At 66.6% G+C, this 19,344-nt stretch carries 5 protein-coding genes; 4 read left to right on the plus strand and 1 reads right to left on the minus strand.

Features of this window, described 5'->3' with window-relative positions; genetic code table 11:
• Positions 1-89: 89 nt before the first annotated feature.
• The 4 genes from dsbD (at position 90) to Q6A47_RS01925 (ending at position 6,362) form a co-directional block, all read left to right on the plus strand.
• Positions 90-1,820 (plus strand): protein-disulfide reductase DsbD, encoded by a 1,731-nt coding sequence (gene dsbD / locus Q6A47_RS01910; protein ID WP_304482776.1) that lies wholly within the window; start codon positions 90-92, stop codon positions 1,818-1,820.
• Positions 1,820-2,659 (plus strand): TlpA family protein disulfide reductase, encoded by an 840-nt coding sequence (locus Q6A47_RS01915; RefSeq protein ID WP_304482777.1) that lies wholly within the window; start codon positions 1,820-1,822, stop codon positions 2,657-2,659. The genes dsbD and Q6A47_RS01915 overlap by 1 nt, the downstream gene beginning before the upstream one ends.
• 1 nt (position 2,660) lies before the next feature.
• Positions 2,661-3,419: a thiol:disulfide interchange protein DsbG gene (gene dsbG / locus Q6A47_RS01920; protein ID WP_304482778.1), complete on the plus strand. Its 759-nt coding sequence runs from the start codon at positions 2,661-2,663 to the stop codon at positions 3,417-3,419.
• A gap of 111 nt (positions 3,420-3,530) precedes the next feature.
• On the plus strand, positions 3,531-6,362 hold the full coding sequence (locus Q6A47_RS01925; RefSeq protein WP_304482779.1) for an RHS repeat-associated core domain-containing protein: 2,832 nt from the start codon (positions 3,531-3,533) through the stop codon (positions 6,360-6,362).
• Positions 6,363-6,379: 17 nt separating this feature from the next.
• Here the strand turns inward: Q6A47_RS01925 and Q6A47_RS01930 are convergent, their stop codons facing one another.
• A complete protein-coding gene (locus Q6A47_RS01930) occupies positions 6,380-19,330 on the minus strand; it encodes a non-ribosomal peptide synthetase (protein WP_304482780.1) in 12,951 nt (4,316 codons plus the stop codon).
• Positions 19,331-19,344 lie beyond the last annotated feature (14 nt).

Genomic DNA, 19,344 nt, shown 5'->3' on the forward strand with positions numbered 1-19,344 from the left:
TTGAAAGGGCCTCATGTCGGACTGGGTTAACCCACGGTTAATCAGCTCGCTCCAGCATGGTGCAATCACTGCACTGCCAAGGCGTCGACATGCGTGTTCTCCTACTGCTTCTGACATTCCTGCTCGCCGGCCCACTTCAGGCCAACCCCTTTGCCCTCAAGTCGGACTTCCTGCCGGTGGACCAGGCCTTCGTGCTCACCCACGACCGTCTACCCTCCGGTCAGACGCGCCTGTATTTCCAGATCAAGGACGGCTACTACCTCTACCAGAAGCGCCTGAAGTTCGACGGCATTACGCCTGAGCAACAGCCGCAATTGCCACAGGCACTCAATCATCACGACGAGTTCTTCGGTGACAGCGCGGTGTATCGCACCGAGCTGGAACTGCTGCTGCCTGCCGATGCCAGTGGCTCGCTGCGCCTGGGTTGGCAAGGCTGCGCCGATGCGGGGTTGTGCTACCCACCCCAGACCACGGTAATCGACCTCGGCAATCCGGCGGCTGCGTCGCCATCGACCGTCTCCCTCGACGACCAGGCCAGCGACCAGGCGTTGGCCAGCGGCCTGCAGGACGCCAGCCTGGCCTGGAGCCTGCTGGCCTTCTTCGGCCTGGGCTTGCTGCTGGCTTTTACGCCCTGCTCACTGCCGATGCTGCCGATCCTGGCCGGACTGGTCATGGGCAACAGCGCCAGCGCACGGCGCGGAGCAATGCTGGCTGCGGTCTACGTACTGAGCATGGCACTGGTGTACGCCGCGCTGGGCGTGATCGCCGCCTTGCTGGGGGCGAGTGTGCAGGCCTGGCTGCAACAACCCTGGCTGCTGGGTGGCCTGGCCGGGTTGTTCGTGATCCTCGCCCTGCCGATGTTCGGTGCCTTCGAGTTGCAGTTGCCGACCGCCCTGCGCGACCGTCTCGACCGCGCCGGGCGCGGGACGCGGGGCGGCAACCTGTACGGAGCGGCGCTGCTCGGTGCGCTGTCGGGGCTACTGCTGGGGCCCTGCATGACGGCTCCGCTGGCCGGTGCGCTGCTGTACATCGCGCAGAGCGGCGATGTCGTGCTCGGCGCACTGGTGCTGTTCAGCCTGGGGCTGGGCATGGGCGTGCCGCTGCTGTTGCTGGTGACGGTGGGCAACCGCTACCTGCCTCGCCCTGGCGCCTGGATGGATCGGGTCAAAGGGGTATTCGGCTTCGTGTTCCTGGCCATGGCCCTGTATACCGTACGCACCTTGCTCCCCAGCCCGCTGCTGCTGGCGCTGGCCGGGGGCTGGTTGATCGCCCTGGCCTGGGCGGCCTGGCCTGGCTTGCAACGCCTGCCTGCACTGCGCGTCTTGCCATTACTGGGTGGACTGTGGGGAGGGTTGCTGCTGGTCGGCGCTGCGGCGGGCGGTGGCGACCTGTGGCAGCCCTTGCAGCCCTTCGTTGGCACCCCAGCAGGCACCACGGCCAACACGCATCAGGAGCAAGCCCTCACGCTGGACAACCCTCAAGTGCTGCAGCGTGAACTCGACGCCGCCAAGGCCAATCAGCAATGGGTGTTGATCGATTACTACGCCGACTGGTGCGCTTCCTGCAAAGTGATGGACAAGCAAGTGTTCGCTCGCAGCGACGTCCAAGCCAGCCTGGACGAGGTGCGCATCCTGCGCCTGGATGTCACCGCCGACACCCCGGCCAGCCGCGCATTGTTGCAGCGCTACCAGGTCCCGGGACCACCCACGCTGGTATGGATCGGCCCGGAGGGCGAGGAACGGCGCCACCGGCGTATCACCGGCGAGGTCGATGCCACCACGTTCCTGCAACACTGGGCCAGGATCAGGAGTGAAGGATGATGCTGACGATAACCCTGGGGCCGCTGACCATGGCCTTGAATCACCTGCTGCTGCTCATGGCGTTGGGCGTCGCCTGCCTGGTCGGCTGGGCGGTGGCGCGCCGGGGCGGGGAGAATCCGGAATCGGCGCTGTTCAATGTGTTCCTGACCGGCGTGCTGTGCGCCCGCCTTGGCTTCGTCCTCCAGTACTGGGCCATGTACCGCGACGATCCGCTGCAGATCATCGACATTCGTGATGGCGGCTTTCGGCTCTGGGGCGGGCTGCTCGGAATCGTCGCCGCCACGCTCTGGCAGGGCCTGCGCCGGCCTGCCCTACGCCGCCCACTCAGTTGGGCACTGTTCAGCGGCGCGCTGTTCTGGGGGTTGGCGAGTCTGGGCAGCCATCTGTACAGCAAAGGCACCGAGTTGCCGGATCTGGCCCTGCGCAACGCCAGCGGCGAGGCGGTGGCGCTGCACAGCTATCGCGGCAAGCCTCTGGTGATCAACCTCTGGGCCACGTGGTGCCCGCCCTGCCGCAGAGAAATGCCGGTGCTGCAACAGGCGCAAAGCGACCATCCCGAGGTGACCTTCCTGTTCGTCAACCAGGGCGAAACGGTCGAGAGCGTCAGCACCTTTCTCGCCACTACCGGGCTGAGCCTGCAACATGTGTTGTTCGATGGTGCCGGACAACTGGCCCAACAGGTGGGCTCGATGGCCCTGCCCACTACCCTGTTCTACGACGCGCACGGTCGCCTGGCTGGCAGCCATCTGGGCGAATTGTCGCGCGCCAGCCTGCTCAACGGCCTTACCACACTCGAACGGCCCGCCAAACCCGACGCTTCCCCTGCACGAGGACAATGACATGCGAATGACCGCTTTGCTGACTTTGATGGTGGCCCTGTTTGCCGCGCCGTTGACCCAGGCCGAATCCTGGCCCGAGCCCATCCGCCAGATGGAGGCCAAGGGTGCGGTGATCAAAGGCAGCTTCGATGCGCCCGACGGCCTGCGTGGCTACGCCGCCGAATACCACAACAACGGCATCGCCTTGTACCTGACGCCCGATGGCAAACACGTGCTGGCCGGCAGCCTGTTCGACGAGCAGGGCCAGGACCTGAGCGCCGAACCGCTGGAAAAGCTGGTCTACGCCCCGATGAGCAAGGCTATCTGGGCGAAGCTGGAGAACGCCGCCTGGATCGCCGATGGAAAGGCCGACGCACCCCGCACCGTCTACCTGTTCAGCGACCCGAACTGCCCCTACTGCAACATGTTCTGGGAACAGGCTCGGCCATGGGTCGCCTCGGGCAAGGTGCAACTGCGCCATATCATGGTCGGCATCATTCGGCCGGACAGCCCAGGCAAATCCGCCGCACTGCTGGCCGCCAAGGACCCGGCCAAGGCCCTGCAGGCGCATGAGAGCGCCGGTAAGGCGAGCACGCTGAAGCCGCTGGAAAGCATTCCTGAGTCGGTCCAAGCGCAGCTCACCGCCAATCAGGCGCTAATGGAGGACCTGGGACTGGGCGCAACACCCGCGATCTTCTACCGCGACGAGCAAGGGCAACTGCAGAGTCAACAAGGCGCTCCGCGCCCGGAAATGCTGGGCAAGATCCTCGGCAAGCGTTGACCTGATAGATTTGTCAGGTGCGCGGCCACAGGCATTTTCCTAGACTCGCTGCACTGCACGGTCGTGGCCACGCGACCGCTGCGCCTTGAGGCGTAAATAAAGGAAAAGCTGATGTCGGATCGCGAAACGGCGCGCCTGCATGCCGACACGCCGCAGGTCAGCGTCAGATCTTCGACAGGTGCGCAGGCGGCGAGTCTGCGCTTGTTGCGCCAGTCGCACGCTGACACGCCCAGGACCCTGCGCCATCGCACGCACACCGATGAAATCAGCCGCACGGTCCGTGAGTTCGGACCACGGCCCTTGCGCACCTCGGAGGGAGCGCCCACGCTGGCCGATGCCACCGTCCACCTCGCTCTGGGCGGCCAAACGTTGGCCCTGCACAGCGTTGATGGCGATACGTCGCTAGCGCTCGTCGATGGTGCCGGGCGCCCGTTGTGGACCTGCAATGCCCAGGGCACACGTCACTGGCACGATTACGAGCGTCCCGAACAAGGTGCGCGACGCCACGCGCTGTTCGAGCAAGCGGCGGCGGGCTTGCCGCGCATGCGCGAACGCTTGATTTATGCACCGGTGACCGACGCTCAACGCGCACGCAACAGGGCCGGCGCCGTCATGGAGCATTTCGACGATGCCGGACTGACCCGTACTGTCGCGCTGGCGCTCACCGGACAGCCGCTGGAGCAGCGGCAGTGCCTGTTGCAGGTGCAACTGGATCAGCCTGACTGGACCGAGGGCCCTGAAGACGATCTCGAGACCGATGTGCATACCGCCCTCTGCGATTACGATGCCACCGGCGAACTGCTCAACCGCACCGACGCCGTCGGCCTGACACGCTCTATCGAGCGCGATATCAGCGGCGCTGTCTGTCGCACCTGCCTACGGCAAGGCGATCGGGAAGCTCTGGCACTGGCCGACGCTACGCGCAGGGCGGACGGCAAGGTGGTAAGGCACGAGTCAGGCAACGGCGTGGTCGATCACTATCGTTACTCGCCGTTGGACCACCGCCTGATCCAGCACCGTACTGCACGCCCGGCCGACCACCCGCTCGGCTATCTGCTGATCAGCGACTTGCATTACCGCTACGACCCGGTCGGTAATCTGCTCGAGCTGGACGATCAGGGCGCTGATCCGCAGTGGCATGGCAATCAGCGCACAGACGGTCTGCGCGAGTATGCCTACGACACCTTGTACCGCCTGATCGATGCCAGCGGCCGCGAGCGCACCCCCGTGGCAGGTTACAGGTCACCGGCCTTCGGCGCCGCCGACCATCAAGGTGGCAGTGTCTGGACCCCCTACCGGGAGCACTACGTCTACGACGACGGCGACAACCTGACCACCCTCGATCACAACGGCGGCAGCGGCCAGCGCTCCCGCCAGTTGCGTGTCTCGACGCATAGCAACCGGGCGCTGCCCGAAGGGCACGGGCTCACCCCCGACACCGGCTTCTTCGCAGGCGGCTTGCAGAGGCAGATGGCTGATGGCAGGGCGCTGACCTGGCGCGCCGATAACCAGTTGGCCGAGGTCACGCTGGTGACCCGCGCCCGCGAAGCGATGGATGATCGCGAACAGTACCGCTACGCCGATGGAGGCACCCGACGGCGCAAGATCAACACCGTGCAAGTGGCCGGTGCCGCGCAGATCACTGTGACCACTTACCTCGAGGACTGCGAGTTGCGCATCAGAACACGCGACGGCCAGCCCGCGGCGCAACGTCATGTGCTGATCAGCGAAGCCGAGGGAGTGCGGTGGATACAGGATCGGGTGCACGGCAAGACTTATCTGCGCTACGTCTTCACCGATCATCTGGGTAGCGGCGTGGGTGAAACGGATGAAGCGGGCAACATCGTATCGCGCGAAGAGTTCGCGCCCTATGGTGAGAGTACCGGCCTGGACGAACCCGCCGCGGAAGTCGATGAGCTGAGACGGCGAACCCAGCGGCATGCGGGCAAGGAGCTCGACGCCAGTGGCCTTTATTACTACGGCTGGCGCTATTACCAGGCGGGCTCGTGTCGATGGTTGAGTGCCGATCCGGGCGGGCTGGTGGATGGGGTCAACTTTTTCAGGATGGTCAGAAACAATCCAATGCGGTACGTCGACCACGACGGACGGGCACCAGATGACGCGACCGCTCAGCAATACGCGGCTGCACGTTTTTGGCTAGGTCGACTGTCTACGATCAGAACCGCTGCGAAGATGTTGAGGGCATTGACCGTTCTTGGTCGGTTGTACAGAACTGAGCCCGACATTTCTACAGCCACTCGCAGGCTGGTCGATGCCGCAATGACCAGCGCACGCTCATTTGAGTGGAGTTTAGAGACAACGGGCTTTTTGTTTGGAGCAGTCGCTCAAGCACTTGTGTTCTCATACGGTATCGCTGCGCTGGGCGGTATCGATGATGAAGCCAGAGAAATCCTTCTCGATTCAGCAGCAGGCGCTGGGCTCGCTGAAGACCTGCTGGCTTTGACCAACGATGTATACGGGTTTGTGCGGGGTGACCGGTTGACTATCGAGAACCTATTCCCCAGAGCGTCAGAGCCTCACTCCCCCCAAGGACCAGTGTCTACAGCCGCTGCCAGCACACAGACCGAAGGTGAGTCCAGTGCCACACTCTTGGCTGGAACATCGCGTTCCGTGCCCCATGAAACGCCTTCAACTTCAAGATCGCTGCGCAATGTAACCAACGAAAGTGTTGGTGTACCTGCTTCCTCCATACCACCCCCACCGGACATGCCCGAAGCGCACCCTTCCTCAATGCAAAGGCGCGCTCGGTCGAGCATCTTCTTTATCCAAGACAGAGAATTGGCAACCCCTCGGCGTTACGAGCTCGCCATAAGAATCGATATGCCCAGCTCACCCAGTTCCTCAGGTCGCTCGAGTAGAAGCTCCGAGCGCAGCGACACTTTGAGGCAGCGGCGCAGTCAGAGCCCAGCAGGACGCTATTGAGAGCGCTCGGCACACCGCTACCCCTCCAACATCGCCATCAAATCACTCAACCGATCCACCTTGGCCTCATCCAGCGCACTGTCGCGCACCCCTTCGACGTACTGCGCCAATGCCTCCACCGTGCTGCACTCGAACATCGCCCGCAGCGGCACGTTGAGTTGCAGACGCTTCTGCACCCGCGAGGCGATCTGCGTGGCCAGCAGCGAGTGCCCGCCCAGCTCGAAGAAATTGTCCTGTACCCCGACCCGCTCGACCTTGAGCACTTCGACCCAGATGTCGGCCAAGGTCTGCTCCAGCTCATTTCGCGGCGCCAGATAGTCTTGCTGGTGCTGACCACCGATCTCGATGGCCGGCAGCGCCTTGCGGTCGAGCTTGCCGTTGGCGTTGTGCGGCAGGCTGTCGAACCAGCCCCAGTGCAGCGGCACCATGTACTCGGGCAGTTCGGCGCGCAGGCGCTGCTTGAGCTGGTCGAGCAGCGCGGTATCGGTCGACACGCCCTGATGCGCCACCAGGTAGCCCACCAGATGCTTGCCGTTGACACCCTCCTGCACGCCGACCGCGACGTCGCGCAGCTCCGGTTGCTCGTGCAGACGTGCCTCGATTTCGCCCAGCTCGATGCGGTAGCCGCGAATCTTCACTTGATGATCGATGCGTCCGACATATTCGAGCACGCCATCGGCGCGCCGCCGTGCCAGGTCGCCGGTGCGATACAGGCGTTCGCCCGGCGCGCCGTGTGGGTGCGGGATGAAGGCCAAGGCCGTGCGGGCCGGATCGCCGACATAGCCGCGACCGACCCCCGTGCCGGCCACGCACAGCTCGCCCACCGCGCCCAACGGCACCAGGGTCTGCTCCTCGCCATAGAGGTACAGGCGGTTGTTGTCGGTCGGCGTGCCGATGGGCAGGTAGCTGCCGCGGGTCGATTCGACATCGACGCGGAAGAACGCCACATCGTCCGAGCACTCTGCCGGACCGTAAGCGTTGACCAGACCGATCCCTGGATACCGCGCCAGCCACTGCGCTGCCAGCTCCGGCGGCATCGCTTCGCCTGTAGGCAGCATCCAGCGCAGGCCATCCAGCGCTTGATGATCGTTGGCCAGCATGCCCTGGATCAGCGACGGCACACTTTCCAACACGGTGATGCCGCGTGACTGCACGTGCGCCAGCAAACCTTGCGGGTCGTGGGCGATGGCATTGGGCACGATCTCGACGCAGGCGCCGAACAGCGGCGCGGCGAGGAACTGCCATACCGAGATGTCGAAGCTCTGCGACGCGGTCTGCGCGATCACGTCGTGTTCGTCCAGTGCCAGGTAAGGCACCTTGCTCAGTTGGTTGTTGAGCATGCCGCGCTGCTCGACCATCACCCCCTTGGGCAAGCCGGTGGAGCCGGAGGTGTAAATGACGTAGGCGAGGTTGTCCGGCCCGCTGTAGAGACCTGGATCGTGACTGGCCACCTGACCGGCCTGGACCTCTTCCCACACCAGCAGCTGTGGTCGCGTCACGCTGCCCAGTTCATCGAGCAACTGGCGCGCCTGCTCGGCGCAGGCGGCGCTGCACACCAGCACCGGCGTGCGGCTCAGTTCGACGATGCGCTGCAAGCGGACCGACGGCAGGCCCGGATCCAGCGGCAGGTAACCGGCCCCGGCCTTGAAGCTGCCAACGATCATCCCCAGCAGCGGCAAGCCGCGTTCGGCCAGCAGCGCGACCGGCTGATCGATGCCCACGCCAATCGCCTGAAGCGCGTGCCCCAGGCGGTTGGCTGCCAGATTCAGCCCAGCATAGTCGTAGGACGCTTCCAGGCAGCGCGCGACCATGCGCTGCGGATGCGCCGCCACCCGCGCCTCGAACAGCGCCACATAGCTCTGCTCCAGCGTGTAGGCATGCTCGGTACGGTTGCAGTCCTCGAGCAGGAAGCGCTGTTCTTCGGCGCCGAGCAGCGGCAAAGCCTCCATCTGACCATCGAAGCCCTCGACCAGCGCCAGCAGCAGCCGCTTGAACTCGGCCAGCAGGCGCTCGACGGTGGCGTGATCGAAGTAACGCTGGTCGAACGACAGGTGCAGCCCCAGGTCGTCGCCCGGATAGCACACCGCCGTCAGCGGGAAGTTGGTGTGGGTGCGACCGGAATCGGAACTGGCATTGAAGTGCTGGGCATGATCGAGTACGGCGGTCTCGACCGGCGCGTTCTCGAACACGAACAGGCTGTCGAACAGTGGCTGGCCCTTGGGCAGCGCACTGCACTCCTGGATGGCGACCAACGGCAGGTACTCGTATTCGCGCAGTTGCATGTTGCGCTCGAGCAGCCCTTGCAGCCACTGGCGCACGCTCAGGCGCTCGCCGGCAGCGGGCAGTTGCACGCGCAAGGCGATGCTGTTGATGAACAGCCCGACCGTGCGCTGCATCTGCGGCAAGCTCACCGGACGACCGGCCACGGTCACCCCGAACAGCACGTCGCGCTCACCGCTGTAGCGCGCCAGCACCAGCGCCCAGGCGGCCTGAGCGAAGGTGTTGACGGTCAACTGGTGGGCCTGGGCCAGTTCGCGCAGACGCGCCCCTTCACTGGCCTGCAGGCGGGTGTAGCAATCACCGACGAGCATGCCGTCACCGGCGTGGTCATGGCGCAGCGGACGGTCGCTGGGGATGGCCGTGGCCCGCTCGAAACCGGCCAGGTTGGCCTGCCACCAGCGACGCGCCTCGTCCAGGTCCTGACGCTGCAGCCAGCCGATGTAGTCGCGGTAACGCGGCGGCACCGGCAACTGCGCCGTGCGGCCTTCACCGAGCGCCTGGTAGAGCTCGAAGAAGTCGTTCATCAGCAGCGAGCGGCACCAGGCATCGATGAGGATGTGGTGGTTGCTCATCATGAACCAATAGCGCGCGTCGGCGACCCGCACCAGGCGCAGATGGAACGGCGCCTCACGCAGCAACTCGAAACCCGCTTCGCGTTCCTGCTGGTGCAGGGCTTGCAGGCGCGCCTCCTGGGCGGCGTCGTCCAGGTCGCGCCAGTCCTGGTAGTCCAGCGGCGTGTTGCCGGGTTTGTGGATGATCTGCAGCATCGCTTCACCGGCGTTCCAGCTGAACGACGCGCGCAGCGCCTCGTGCCGTGCGACCACGGCCTGCCAGGCCTGGGCGAAACGCGCCGGGTCCAGCTCGCTGTTGATGCGGTAGCGATCCTGCATGTAGTAAATGCCAGTGCCCGGTTCGAGCAAGGTGTGCAACAGCAGCCCCTCCTGCATGGGCGTCAGCGGATAGACATCTTCGATGTCCGCGGCAGGCACCGGCAGCGCGTCGATCTGTTCCTGGGTCAGGCGAGCCAATGGGAAGTCCGACGGCGTGAAGCTACCATGGCCTTCGACCAGGCAATGCTCGACCAGCGCCAGCAGTTCCTCACGGTAGGCCTCGGCCAGCGCAGCGATGCTGGCCTCGTCGTAGCGTTCGCGGCTGAAGGTCCAGCGCAACTGCAAGGCGCCGCCATAGACCTGGCCGTCGACACTCAGCCAGTTCGGCAGTGGTGCCTCCAGGTCATGGGCCAAGCCGGCGGGCGCGTCCAGCGGCTGGAACAGTGCGGCGTCATCGAACTGCTGGTCGAACTGCCCCAGGTAGTTGAAGGTAATGCGCGCCTGCGGCAGTGCAGCCATGCGTTCGCGCAGCGGTGCATCGGCCAGGTAGCGCAGCACGCCGAAGCCCAGCCCCTTGTGCGGCACCTGGCGCAGTTGCTCCTTGATCGCCTTGATCGAGGCAGCGCGAGCGCTGTCGTCATCGCCGACCACCGGGCTCAGGCTCAGCGGATAGGCATTGGTGAACCAGCCGACACTGCGGGTCAGGTCGATGTCTTCGAACAGGCCCTCGCGGCCATGGCCTTCGAGCTGCACCAGCGCGTGCGCTTCACCGCTCCACCGGCACAGGGTGCGCGCCAGCGCGGTGAGCAGCAGGTCATTGACCTGCGTACGGTAGGCCGCAGGCGCCTGTTGCAGCAGTTGGCGGGTCTGCTCGCGGTCCAGGGCGATCGCCAGGGTACGGGCATGTCGGTGCAGGTTGCCGCCCTGCGGGTGATCGCACGGCAGTTCGCGCACCACGCCGCTCAACTGGGCGTCCCACCAGTCCAGCTCGTCACGCAGCGAATCGCTGCCGGCGTAATGGGTCAGACGGGCAGCCCAGTCGCCCGGCGCATGGGTCTTGGCCGGCACACGGTGACCCCGGTACAGCGTCTGCAGGTCTTCGAGCAGCACACGCCAGGACACACCATCGACCACCAGGTGATGGATCGCCAGCAGCAGACGTTGCTGCCCGGCGTCGTCGGTGAGCAGCAGACCGCGCAGCAGCGGCCCTGCGGCCAGGTCCAGGCTGCGCTGGGCGCCGTCGTACAGCGCCTGGCAATCGGCAAAATCGGCTACCGTTGCCGTCCACAGCAGCGGCTCAGTGCTGGCAGCGGCGTACTCGCCCTGCCATTGCCCCTGCGCCTGGGTGAAGCGCAGGCGCAGGCTGTCGTGGTGCTGCACCAGCGCGGCCAGCGCCGCTTCGAGACGCTCGGCGTGCAACGGCTGGCGCACTTCGAGCAGCAGCGCCTGGTTCCAGTGCTGCGGTTGCGGCACGTCGCTGTCGAAGAACCAGTGCTGGATCGGGGTCAGGCCGGTACGGCCCTGGCGAGCGCCCTGCTCCACCTGGGTCGGCGCCGCGCCCTCGGTGACGACCTCGGCCAGGGCCAGGATGGTCTGGTGCTGGAACAGGTCGCGCGGAGTGAACTGCAAGCCCAATTGGCGGGCGCGGCTGACCACCTGGATCGACAGGATCGAATCGCCGCCAAGCTCGAAGAAGTTGTCCTGCACACCGACCCGGGAGACGTTCAACACCTCGCGCCAGACCTGCGCCAGTTGCACTTGCCGCGCGGTGGTCGGCGCCAGGTAATGCTGCCCGGCCTGTTCGAGGTCAGGCGCCGGCAGCGCGCGACGGTCGAGCTTGCCGTTGCCCATCAGCGGCAGGCGCTCCAGCAGCACCAGGTGCGCGGGCACCATGTAGTCCGGCAGGTGCTGGCGAGCCTGCACCTTCACGGTTTCGCGCAGGTGCGCCTGGGCTTCACTGCCCGCCGTGGCCTGCGGGCAGACCAGGTAGCCGACCAACTGCTTGCCACCGGGCAGGTCGAGGGCCAGGACAACCGCCTGTTCGACGTCGGGATGGCTTTGCAGGCAGCTTTCGATCTCGCCCAGTTCGATGCGGAAACCGCGGAGCTTCACCTGCTGGTCGGCGCGACCGATGTACTCCACCAGGCCGTCGGCGCCCAGGCGCACCAGATCGCCGGTGCGATACAGGCGTCCACCGTGATGGCTGAACGGGTCGGCCACGAAACGCTCGGCCGTGAGCCCCGCACGGTCGTGGTAGCCCTGGGCAAGCCCGGCGCCGCCGATGTACAACTCGCCGATACCGCCTTGGGGCAACAGCGCCAGGTCTTCGTCGAGGATATACCCGGTGCGCGCACCGACCACACGACCGATCGGCACGCTGCCGGCATCGCTGGGCACTGTCTGCGGCGCCAGGCAAGCCAGCGGCATGACGACCGTCTCGGTGGGGCCATAGGCATTGAACACCTGCTGCGGCGCGAAGGCCTGGCGGATACGCTGCAGGTGCTCGCCAGTCAGCGCCTCGCCGCCGGTGATCACCAGCCGCACCGGTAGCGCCTCGCCTCGGCTGGCGAGGAACTGCGCCAGTTGGCTGCCATAGCTCGGAGTGAAACCCAGAATGCTCACCCGCTGCTCGCGCGCCAGTTCGCAGATCTCCTCGGCGCCCCACTGCCCTTGCGCACGCAGCACCACCCGGGCGCCGCACAACAGCGGCGTCAGCAGGCGCTCGGTGGCCGCGTCGAAGTTGATCGAATAGAAGTGCAACTCGCAGTCGTCGCTGCGCATGCCGAAGTCGGCGATCACCGCCTGGCAGTGCATGGCGATCTCGCCGTGGCTGACCACCACGCCCTTGGGCTGGCCGGTGGAGCCCGAGGTGTAGATCAGGTAGGCCGAGTGCTGCGCCAGGTTGAGGTTGTCCAGCGCAGCGTCGCTGTGGGCGGACAGCGACGCCGCATCGTCTTCCAGGCTCCAGGTGGCCACGCCTTCGGGCAGCTCGCCGAGGGTAAGGAGCAAGTCGCGCGAGGCGATCAGCAGGCCCAGGCGACTGTCCTGGATCATGTAGTGCAAGCGCTCGAGGGGGTATTCCGGGTCCAGCGGCACATAGGCGCCACCGGCCTTGAGAATCGCCAGCAGCCCCACCACCATCTCCAGCGAGCGCTCCAGCGCCAGGCCGACGCGCACCTGCGGCCCCACCCCACGCTCACGCAAGGCCCGCGCCAGGCGGTTGGCCTGCTGGTCGAGCTCGGCATAGCTCAGGTGCCGACCGGCGAAGGTCAGCGCCAACGCCTGGGGCGCACGCGCGACCTGGGCGGCGAACAAGCCATGCAGCGTCTGGTCGAGGTCGAAGTCCTGCTCGCCTTGCAACTGACCGATCAGCACCTGCTGCTCGGCGTCCGTCAGCATCGGCAACTGGCACAGGCGCTGCCGGTCATCGTCGAGCAGCCCGCTCAACAGGTGCTGCAAGTGCTCGGCCATGCGCGCGATGCGCGGTTGGTCGAACAGGTCATGGCTGTAGGTGAAGCAGCAGCCCAGACGACCGTCCAGGTCGGTGACTTCCAGGTACAGGTCGAACTTGGTGGCGCTGGCATCGTTGACCAGATAGTCCACCTGCATGCCGGCCAGGCTGCGGCTTTGCTGGAAGGCCCAGCGCTGGACGTTGCACATCACCTGGAACAGCGGGTTGTAGGCGCTGCTGCGCGGCGGCTGCAGGGCTTCGACCAACTGGTCGAACGGCAAGTCCTGGTGCGACTGGCCGTCGATGACGGTCTGGCGCACCTGGTCGAGCAGTTCGGCAGCGCTCATCTGCCCGTCCAGCTCGCAACGCAGCACCTGGGTGTTGAGGAAGGCGCCGATCAGCCCTTCGCTTTCCGGGCGGATACGGTTGGCCACCGGCGCGCCGATGCGCAGGTCGCGCTGACCGCTGTAGCGGTGCAGCAACACGGCCAGGGTCGCCGTCATGGTCATGAACATCGTCAGCCCGCGCTGGCTGTTGAAGGCATGCACCCGCTCGACCAGTGCCGGGTCGAGGTCGAAGCGGTACAGCCCGCCGCGATGACTTTGCACCGCCGGCCGCGGACGATCGGCGGGCAGCGCCAGCACGGGGTGCTCGTCGCCCAGACGGTCTTTCCAGTAGGCCAACTGACGCGCGCCTTCACCGGCGTCCAGCCACTGCCGCTGCCACAGGCTGTAGTCCAGGTACTGCACCGGTAGCGGCGCCAGGGGCGATTCGCGCTCGTCGACGAAGGCTTCGTAGAGCTCACCCAGTTCGCGGGCGAAGATGTCCATCGCCCAGCCCTCGGTGACGATATGGTGCAGGGTCAGGACGAAGTAATGCTCGCGCGCCTCGGTCTTGACCAGGCACGCTCGCAGCAGCGGGCCACGCTCCAGGTCGAAGGGCTGGTGCGCCTGCTCGTCGGCCAGTCGCTGCAAGCGCGGTTGACGACTGTTCGCCGGCAGCGCGCTGAAGTCCTGCCATTGCAGGCGCAGGCCGGCGTCATCGGCCACGCACTGGTAGGGCTTGCCGTCGATGCTGGGGAAGGTGGTGCGCAGGGTTTCGTGACGCGCGACCAGCGCCTGCAAGGCCCGCTCGAAGGCGTCCACATGCAAGGCTCCGCGCAGGCGCGCCATGCCGCCGACGTTGTACGCGGGGCTGTCCGGCTCCATCTGCCAGAGGAACCACATGCGCTGCTGGGAGTACGACAGTGGCACGGCCTGGCGGCGATCGACACGGGCGATCGGCCCCTGCAGGTTGCGTCCGCCTGCCGCCTGGATGCGCGCGATCTCGGCGCAGAACGCACCCAGCTCGCTGGCCTCGAACAGGCTCTTGAGCGGCAGCTCGACATCGCAGGCTTGGCGGCAGCGCGAGACGATCTGGGTGGCCAGCAGCGAATGGCCGCCGAGGGCGAAAAAGTCGTCCTGCAGACCGACCTGCGGCAGGTTCAGCACTTCGCGCCAGACCGCCGCCACTTGCCGTTGCAGTGCGCTGTGCGGCTCGACGTGCGCGTGCTGCTGCCAGACCGGCGCCGGCAGGGCCCGCCGGTCGATCTTGCCGCTCGGCCCCAGCGGCATCTGCGCCAGGTGGATCAATTGGGCGGGCACCATGTACGCCGGCAGGTGCTGACTCAGGTGGGCCAGCAGCGCGTCACTGCATTCGACACCACTGTAGTAACCGATCAGTTGCGCGCCGACGGCATCCTGCTGAATCAACACCAGCGCCTGATCCACGCCGCGCTGGGCCAGCAACCGTGCCTGCACTTCCTCAGGCTCGACGCGGAACCCGCGTACCTTCACCTGCTGGTCGAGGCGTCCGAGGTAGTCCAGCGCGCCACTGTCCAGCCGCCAGCGGGCGCGGTCGCCGCTGCGGTACAGGCGCTGGCCATCGCCATCGGGCTGGGGCACGAAGCGCTCGGCGGTCAGCCCTGGACGGCCCAGGTAGCCGCGGGCCAGGCCTGCGCCGCCCAGGCACAACTCGCCCGGCACGCCGAGGGCGGTCGGCTCGAACTGATCGTCCAGCACCCGGCACAGCACATTGCCCAACGGCCGACCGATGGGTGAGCGCTCGCCGTCTTCGCGCCGACTGTGCCAGTGAGTGACGTTGATGGCGGTCTCGGTCGGCCCATAGCGGTTATGCACCTGCACCTGTGGCAACAGCGCCAGGGCACGGTCACGCAGGCTGGCGGGCAATGCCTCGCCCCCGGAGAACAACCGGCGCAGAGAGGTGCAGCCGGCCGCCAGAGGTTCCTGAACGAACACCTGCAACAGCGGCGGCACGAAGTGCAGCGTGGTCACCCCATGCTGCTGCACCAGCTCGGCGATACGGCGAGGGTCGCGGTGCTCGCCGGGGCCGGCCAGCACCAGACGGCAGCCCGTGACCAGCGGCCAGAAGCATTCCCACACCGACACGTCGAAACTGATCGGCGCCTTCTGCATCAGTACATCGCTGGCATCGAGGGCGTAGGTGGCCTGCATCCAGCCCAGCCGTTCGGCCAGCGCTGCATGGGTATTGCCCACACCCTTGGGGCGACCGGTGGAACCGGAGGTATAGATGACGTAGGCCAGATGCTCGCCTTCCAGGTGCAGACCCGGCGCCTGGTTCGGCCAGTTGTCCAGGTGCAACTGGTCCAGGGCGATGGTGCTGACGCCGTCCACCTGCGGCAGGCGTTCGCGCAGATGACTCTGGCTCAGCAGCAGACTCGCGCCGCAATCGGCCAGCATGTAGGCCAGGCGTTCGGCCGGGTAATCGACGTCAAGCGGTACGTAGGCACCGCCAGCCTTGAGGATCGCCAGCAGACCGATCAGCAATTGCGGCGAGCGTTCCACAGCGATGGCCACGCAGGTGTCGGGGCCGACGCCTTTGTCGCGCAGGTAATGGGCCAGGCGGTTGGCCTGCTGGTGCAGGCTGGCGTAGTCCAGTTCACCGCCCTCCCAGACCAGGGCACTGCGCTCGGGGGTCAGGCGGGCCTGTTCGTTGAGTCGTTCGACCAACAGAGCTGCCGGCGCTTGGCACGGCGCCTGCCCCCAGGCGAGCAGTTGGGCGTTGGCGGCCTCGTCGAGTAGGCGCACCTCGCCGATGGGCAGGCTCGGCTGGGCACACACCTGTTCCAGCAGCGCCAGCAGGTGCTGCGCCAGACGCTCGACGGTACTCGCGTCGAACAGCTCGGCAGCGTAGTCGAAGGCCAGCGACAGGCGGCCTTGGTGGTCCTGTTCGCTGTGCAACTGCAGGTCGAACTTGGCCTCGCGGCTGTGCCAGGGCAACTCATCGGCCAGCAGGCCAGGCAGACGACGCAGGGCCGACAGATCGCGCTGCTGGTGATTGAACATGACCTGGAACAGGCCCTGCTCGCGGGCCTGAGGCAATGCTTCGAGCAGTTGCTCGAACGGCAGATCCTGATTGGCCTGGGCATCGAGGGTGCGGGTGCGGACCTGCGCCAGCAACTGGTCGAATGCGGTGCGCCCATCGAGCTCGGCGCGCAGCACCTGGGTGTTGATGAAGAAGCCGACCAGGCCCTGGGTATCCAGGCGTGGACGGTTGGCATTGGGCACTCCGACGCGGATGTCGGTTTGCCCGGTGTAGCGCTGCAGCAACGCCTGCCAGCCGGCCAGCAGCACCATGAACAGGCTCGCCTGATGATCGCGCCCCAGGCCTTCGAGCGCCTGGGCCAGCGCATTGGGCACCTTCACGTTCAAGCGCGCGGCACGCTGTTCACGTTGCGCCGAGCGGGGATGGTCGGTGCATAGGTCGAGCACCGGCGGCTGTTCGCCCAACTGCTCGGTCCAGAACTGCAACTGACGTGCGCCCTCGCCTTGCGCCAGCCACTGGCGCTGCCAGGTGCCGTAGTCGGCATACCCCAGGGGCAAGGGCGCCAGGTGCGCGGGTTGACCCTGGCAGTGACCCGCGTACAGGCGGGCGAACTCGTCGAGCAGGATATTCAACGACCAGCCATCGGCGACGATGTGGTGCAAGGTTACCCAGAGCTGATGCTCGTCGTCGGCCAGGCGCACCAGGGTCACCCGCAGCAGCGGGCCTCGACCCAGGTCGAAGGGCTGAACGGCCTCGTGCTCCCGACAGCTGGCCACTTCACTGGCCGGCAGCCCTTCACAGTCCAGATGCTGCAGGCTGAACTCGACCTGTGGCTGCACCTGCTGCAACGCCTGGCCATCGACTTCGCTGAAGCGCGTGCGCAGTGCTTCGTGACGATTGACCAGGGTCTGGAAGCTCGCCTGCACGGCAGCCGGATCCAGCTCGCCACGCAGGCGCAGCCCGGCCGGGATGTTGTAGGCCGCCGACTCGGGCGCCAGTTGCCACAGCAACCACAAGCGGTTCTGCGCCAGCGACTGCGGCAGGGGCTGGGCGCGGTCGAGGGCGGCAATGGCGCCGCTGTCCTGCTCGCCGGACGCCAGCAGCGCCGCCACCGCTGCGCTGTAGTCGGCCAGCAACGGGGCTTCGAACAGGGTCCGCAGACTCAGCGTCACGCCCAGCTCCTCGGACAGCCGCGCCGTGACCTGGGTGGCCGCGATGGAGTTGCCGCCCAGCAGCAGGAAATGATCATCCGCCGCGACCGACTCGACGCCCAACTGTTCGCGCCACACCTCAGCGATGCGGGCGTGCAGGGTATCGAGGGTCGCCGCTGGTGTGCTCGCAGTCGGCGTGTCCGGGAAGCGTGCGTAGCAATCCAGGCTGCCGTCGTGCAGGCGCTGACGGCACGCCGAACGCTGCAACTTGCCGCTGGAGGTCTTGGGCAGCGCGCCCGGGTTGAGCAGCAACACCACGGCCGGCGCCTGACGGCAGGCGTCGGCGACCACCTGGCGCAGGGTCTTGATCAACACCTCAGGCGCCAGGGCCTTCTGCACGTTGCGGCTGATCTCTACCGCTACGCCGATGGCTTCCTCGCCGTTGTCGTCCACCGCGAACACCGCCACCCGGCCTTTGCGCAGTCCCTCGACGGCTGTTTCGAGGGTTTTCTCCAGGTCCTGCGGATAGAGGTTCTGACCGCGCACGATCAGCATGTCCTTCAGGCGTCCGCTGACGAACAGCTCGCCGGCGCGCATGAAGCCCAGGTCGCCAGTGCGCAGCCAGGTCTGGCCATCCTGCTCGACGAAGGTGCGCGCGCTGGCCTCGGGGTTGCGCCAGTAGCCCTGGGCGATGCTCGGGCCCGTCGCCCAGATTTCGCCCACCTGGCCGTCGTCCAGGAGGGTCAGTTGCTGCGGCTCGACGATACGCACGGCATGACCTGGCTGCGGGTAACCGCAGCTCATCAGCACGCTGCCTGTGCCCGGTTCGGCGCGGTGGGCGGCGAAGGCGTCGGCATCCAGCTCCAATGCCGCGATGCCCTGACCGCGTCGGCTGCCACTGACGAACAGGGTCGCCTCGGCCAGCCCGTAGCTGGCGAAGAAACTGCTCGGCTGGAAACCGCAGGCGGCGAATTTATCGGCGAAGGTTTCGAGGCTGTCCTGGCGAATCGGCTCGGAACCGGAGTAGGCCACCCGCCAGCGACTGAGGTCGAGCCCGGCCAAGGCGGCTTCGCTGACCCGCTCGCAGCACAGGCGATAGGCGAAGTCGGGACCGCCGCTGATGGTGCCGCCGTGGTCGCTGATCGCCTGCAACCAGCGCAGCGGCCGGGCCAGGAAGTAGCCGGGCGACATCAGCACACAGGGCACACCACTGAAGATCGGCTGCAGCAGACCGCCGATCAGGCCCATGTCGTGGTACAGCGGCAACCAACTGACGATCACGTCATCGGGGTTGAGGTCGATGCCGAAGCCGTGGCGGATCAGTTGTTCGTTGGCAACCAGGTTGCCATGGCTGACCTGCACGCCCTTGGGCAACGCGGTGGAGCCGGAGGTGTACTGGAGGAAGGCGATATCGTCGCTGGACAACGTCGGCGCCTGCCAGGTGGCGGCGAGGTCCGCCGCGAGCGTGTCGACCGCCAGCAGCGCCGGGGCATCCTGCGCGGACAATGCCTCGAGCCCGCGCAGGCTGTCGTACAGGCTCTGCACGGTCAGCAACAGGCGCGGCTGGGCGTCGTCGATGATCGACAGCAGGCGCTGCTGATGATGCTGGCGCGAGGACTCCGGCGGATAGGCCGGCACGGCGATCACCCCGGCGTACAGGCATCCGAAGAACGCCGCGACGTAGTCCGGGCCGCTGGGGAACAGCAGGATCGCCCGGTCGCCCAGGCTCGCGCGGGTCTGCAGCGCCGCCGCGATGGTGCGTGCCCGCAGGTCCAGCTCACGGTAGCTGAGCACCGCCTGGTCGCTCGGATCGTCGGCGAGAAAGCGCAGGGCGATCCGGTCCGGGGTGGCCGCAGCGCGTTGCGCCAGGGCCTGGACCAGCGTGAGCGGGAGTTCGAAGGCGTCCGTCATGGAGTGTTCCTGCC

It is taken from the genome of Pseudomonas boreofloridensis, from assembly GCF_030580795.1.
In the GTDB taxonomy this organism is placed as follows: domain Bacteria; phylum Pseudomonadota; class Gammaproteobacteria; order Pseudomonadales; family Pseudomonadaceae; genus Aquipseudomonas; species Aquipseudomonas boreofloridensis.

Bases quoted from the DNA above. Each gene is read 5' to 3' on its own strand.
- dsbD (WP_304482776.1), top strand. From the start codon at position 90: ATGCGTGTTCTCCTACTGCTTCTGACATTCCTGCTCGCCGGCCCACTT.
- Q6A47_RS01915 (WP_304482777.1), top strand. From the start codon at position 1,820: ATGCTGACGATAACCCTGGGGCCGCTGACCATGGCCTTGAATCACCTG.
- dsbG (WP_304482778.1), top strand. From the start codon at position 2,661: ATGCGAATGACCGCTTTGCTGACTTTGATGGTGGCCCTGTTTGCCGCG.
- Q6A47_RS01925 (WP_304482779.1), top strand. From the start codon at position 3,531: ATGTCGGATCGCGAAACGGCGCGCCTGCATGCCGACACGCCGCAGGTC.
- Q6A47_RS01930 (WP_304482780.1), bottom strand. From the start codon at position 19,330: ATGACGGACGCCTTCGAACTCCCGCTCACGCTGGTCCAGGCCCTGGCG.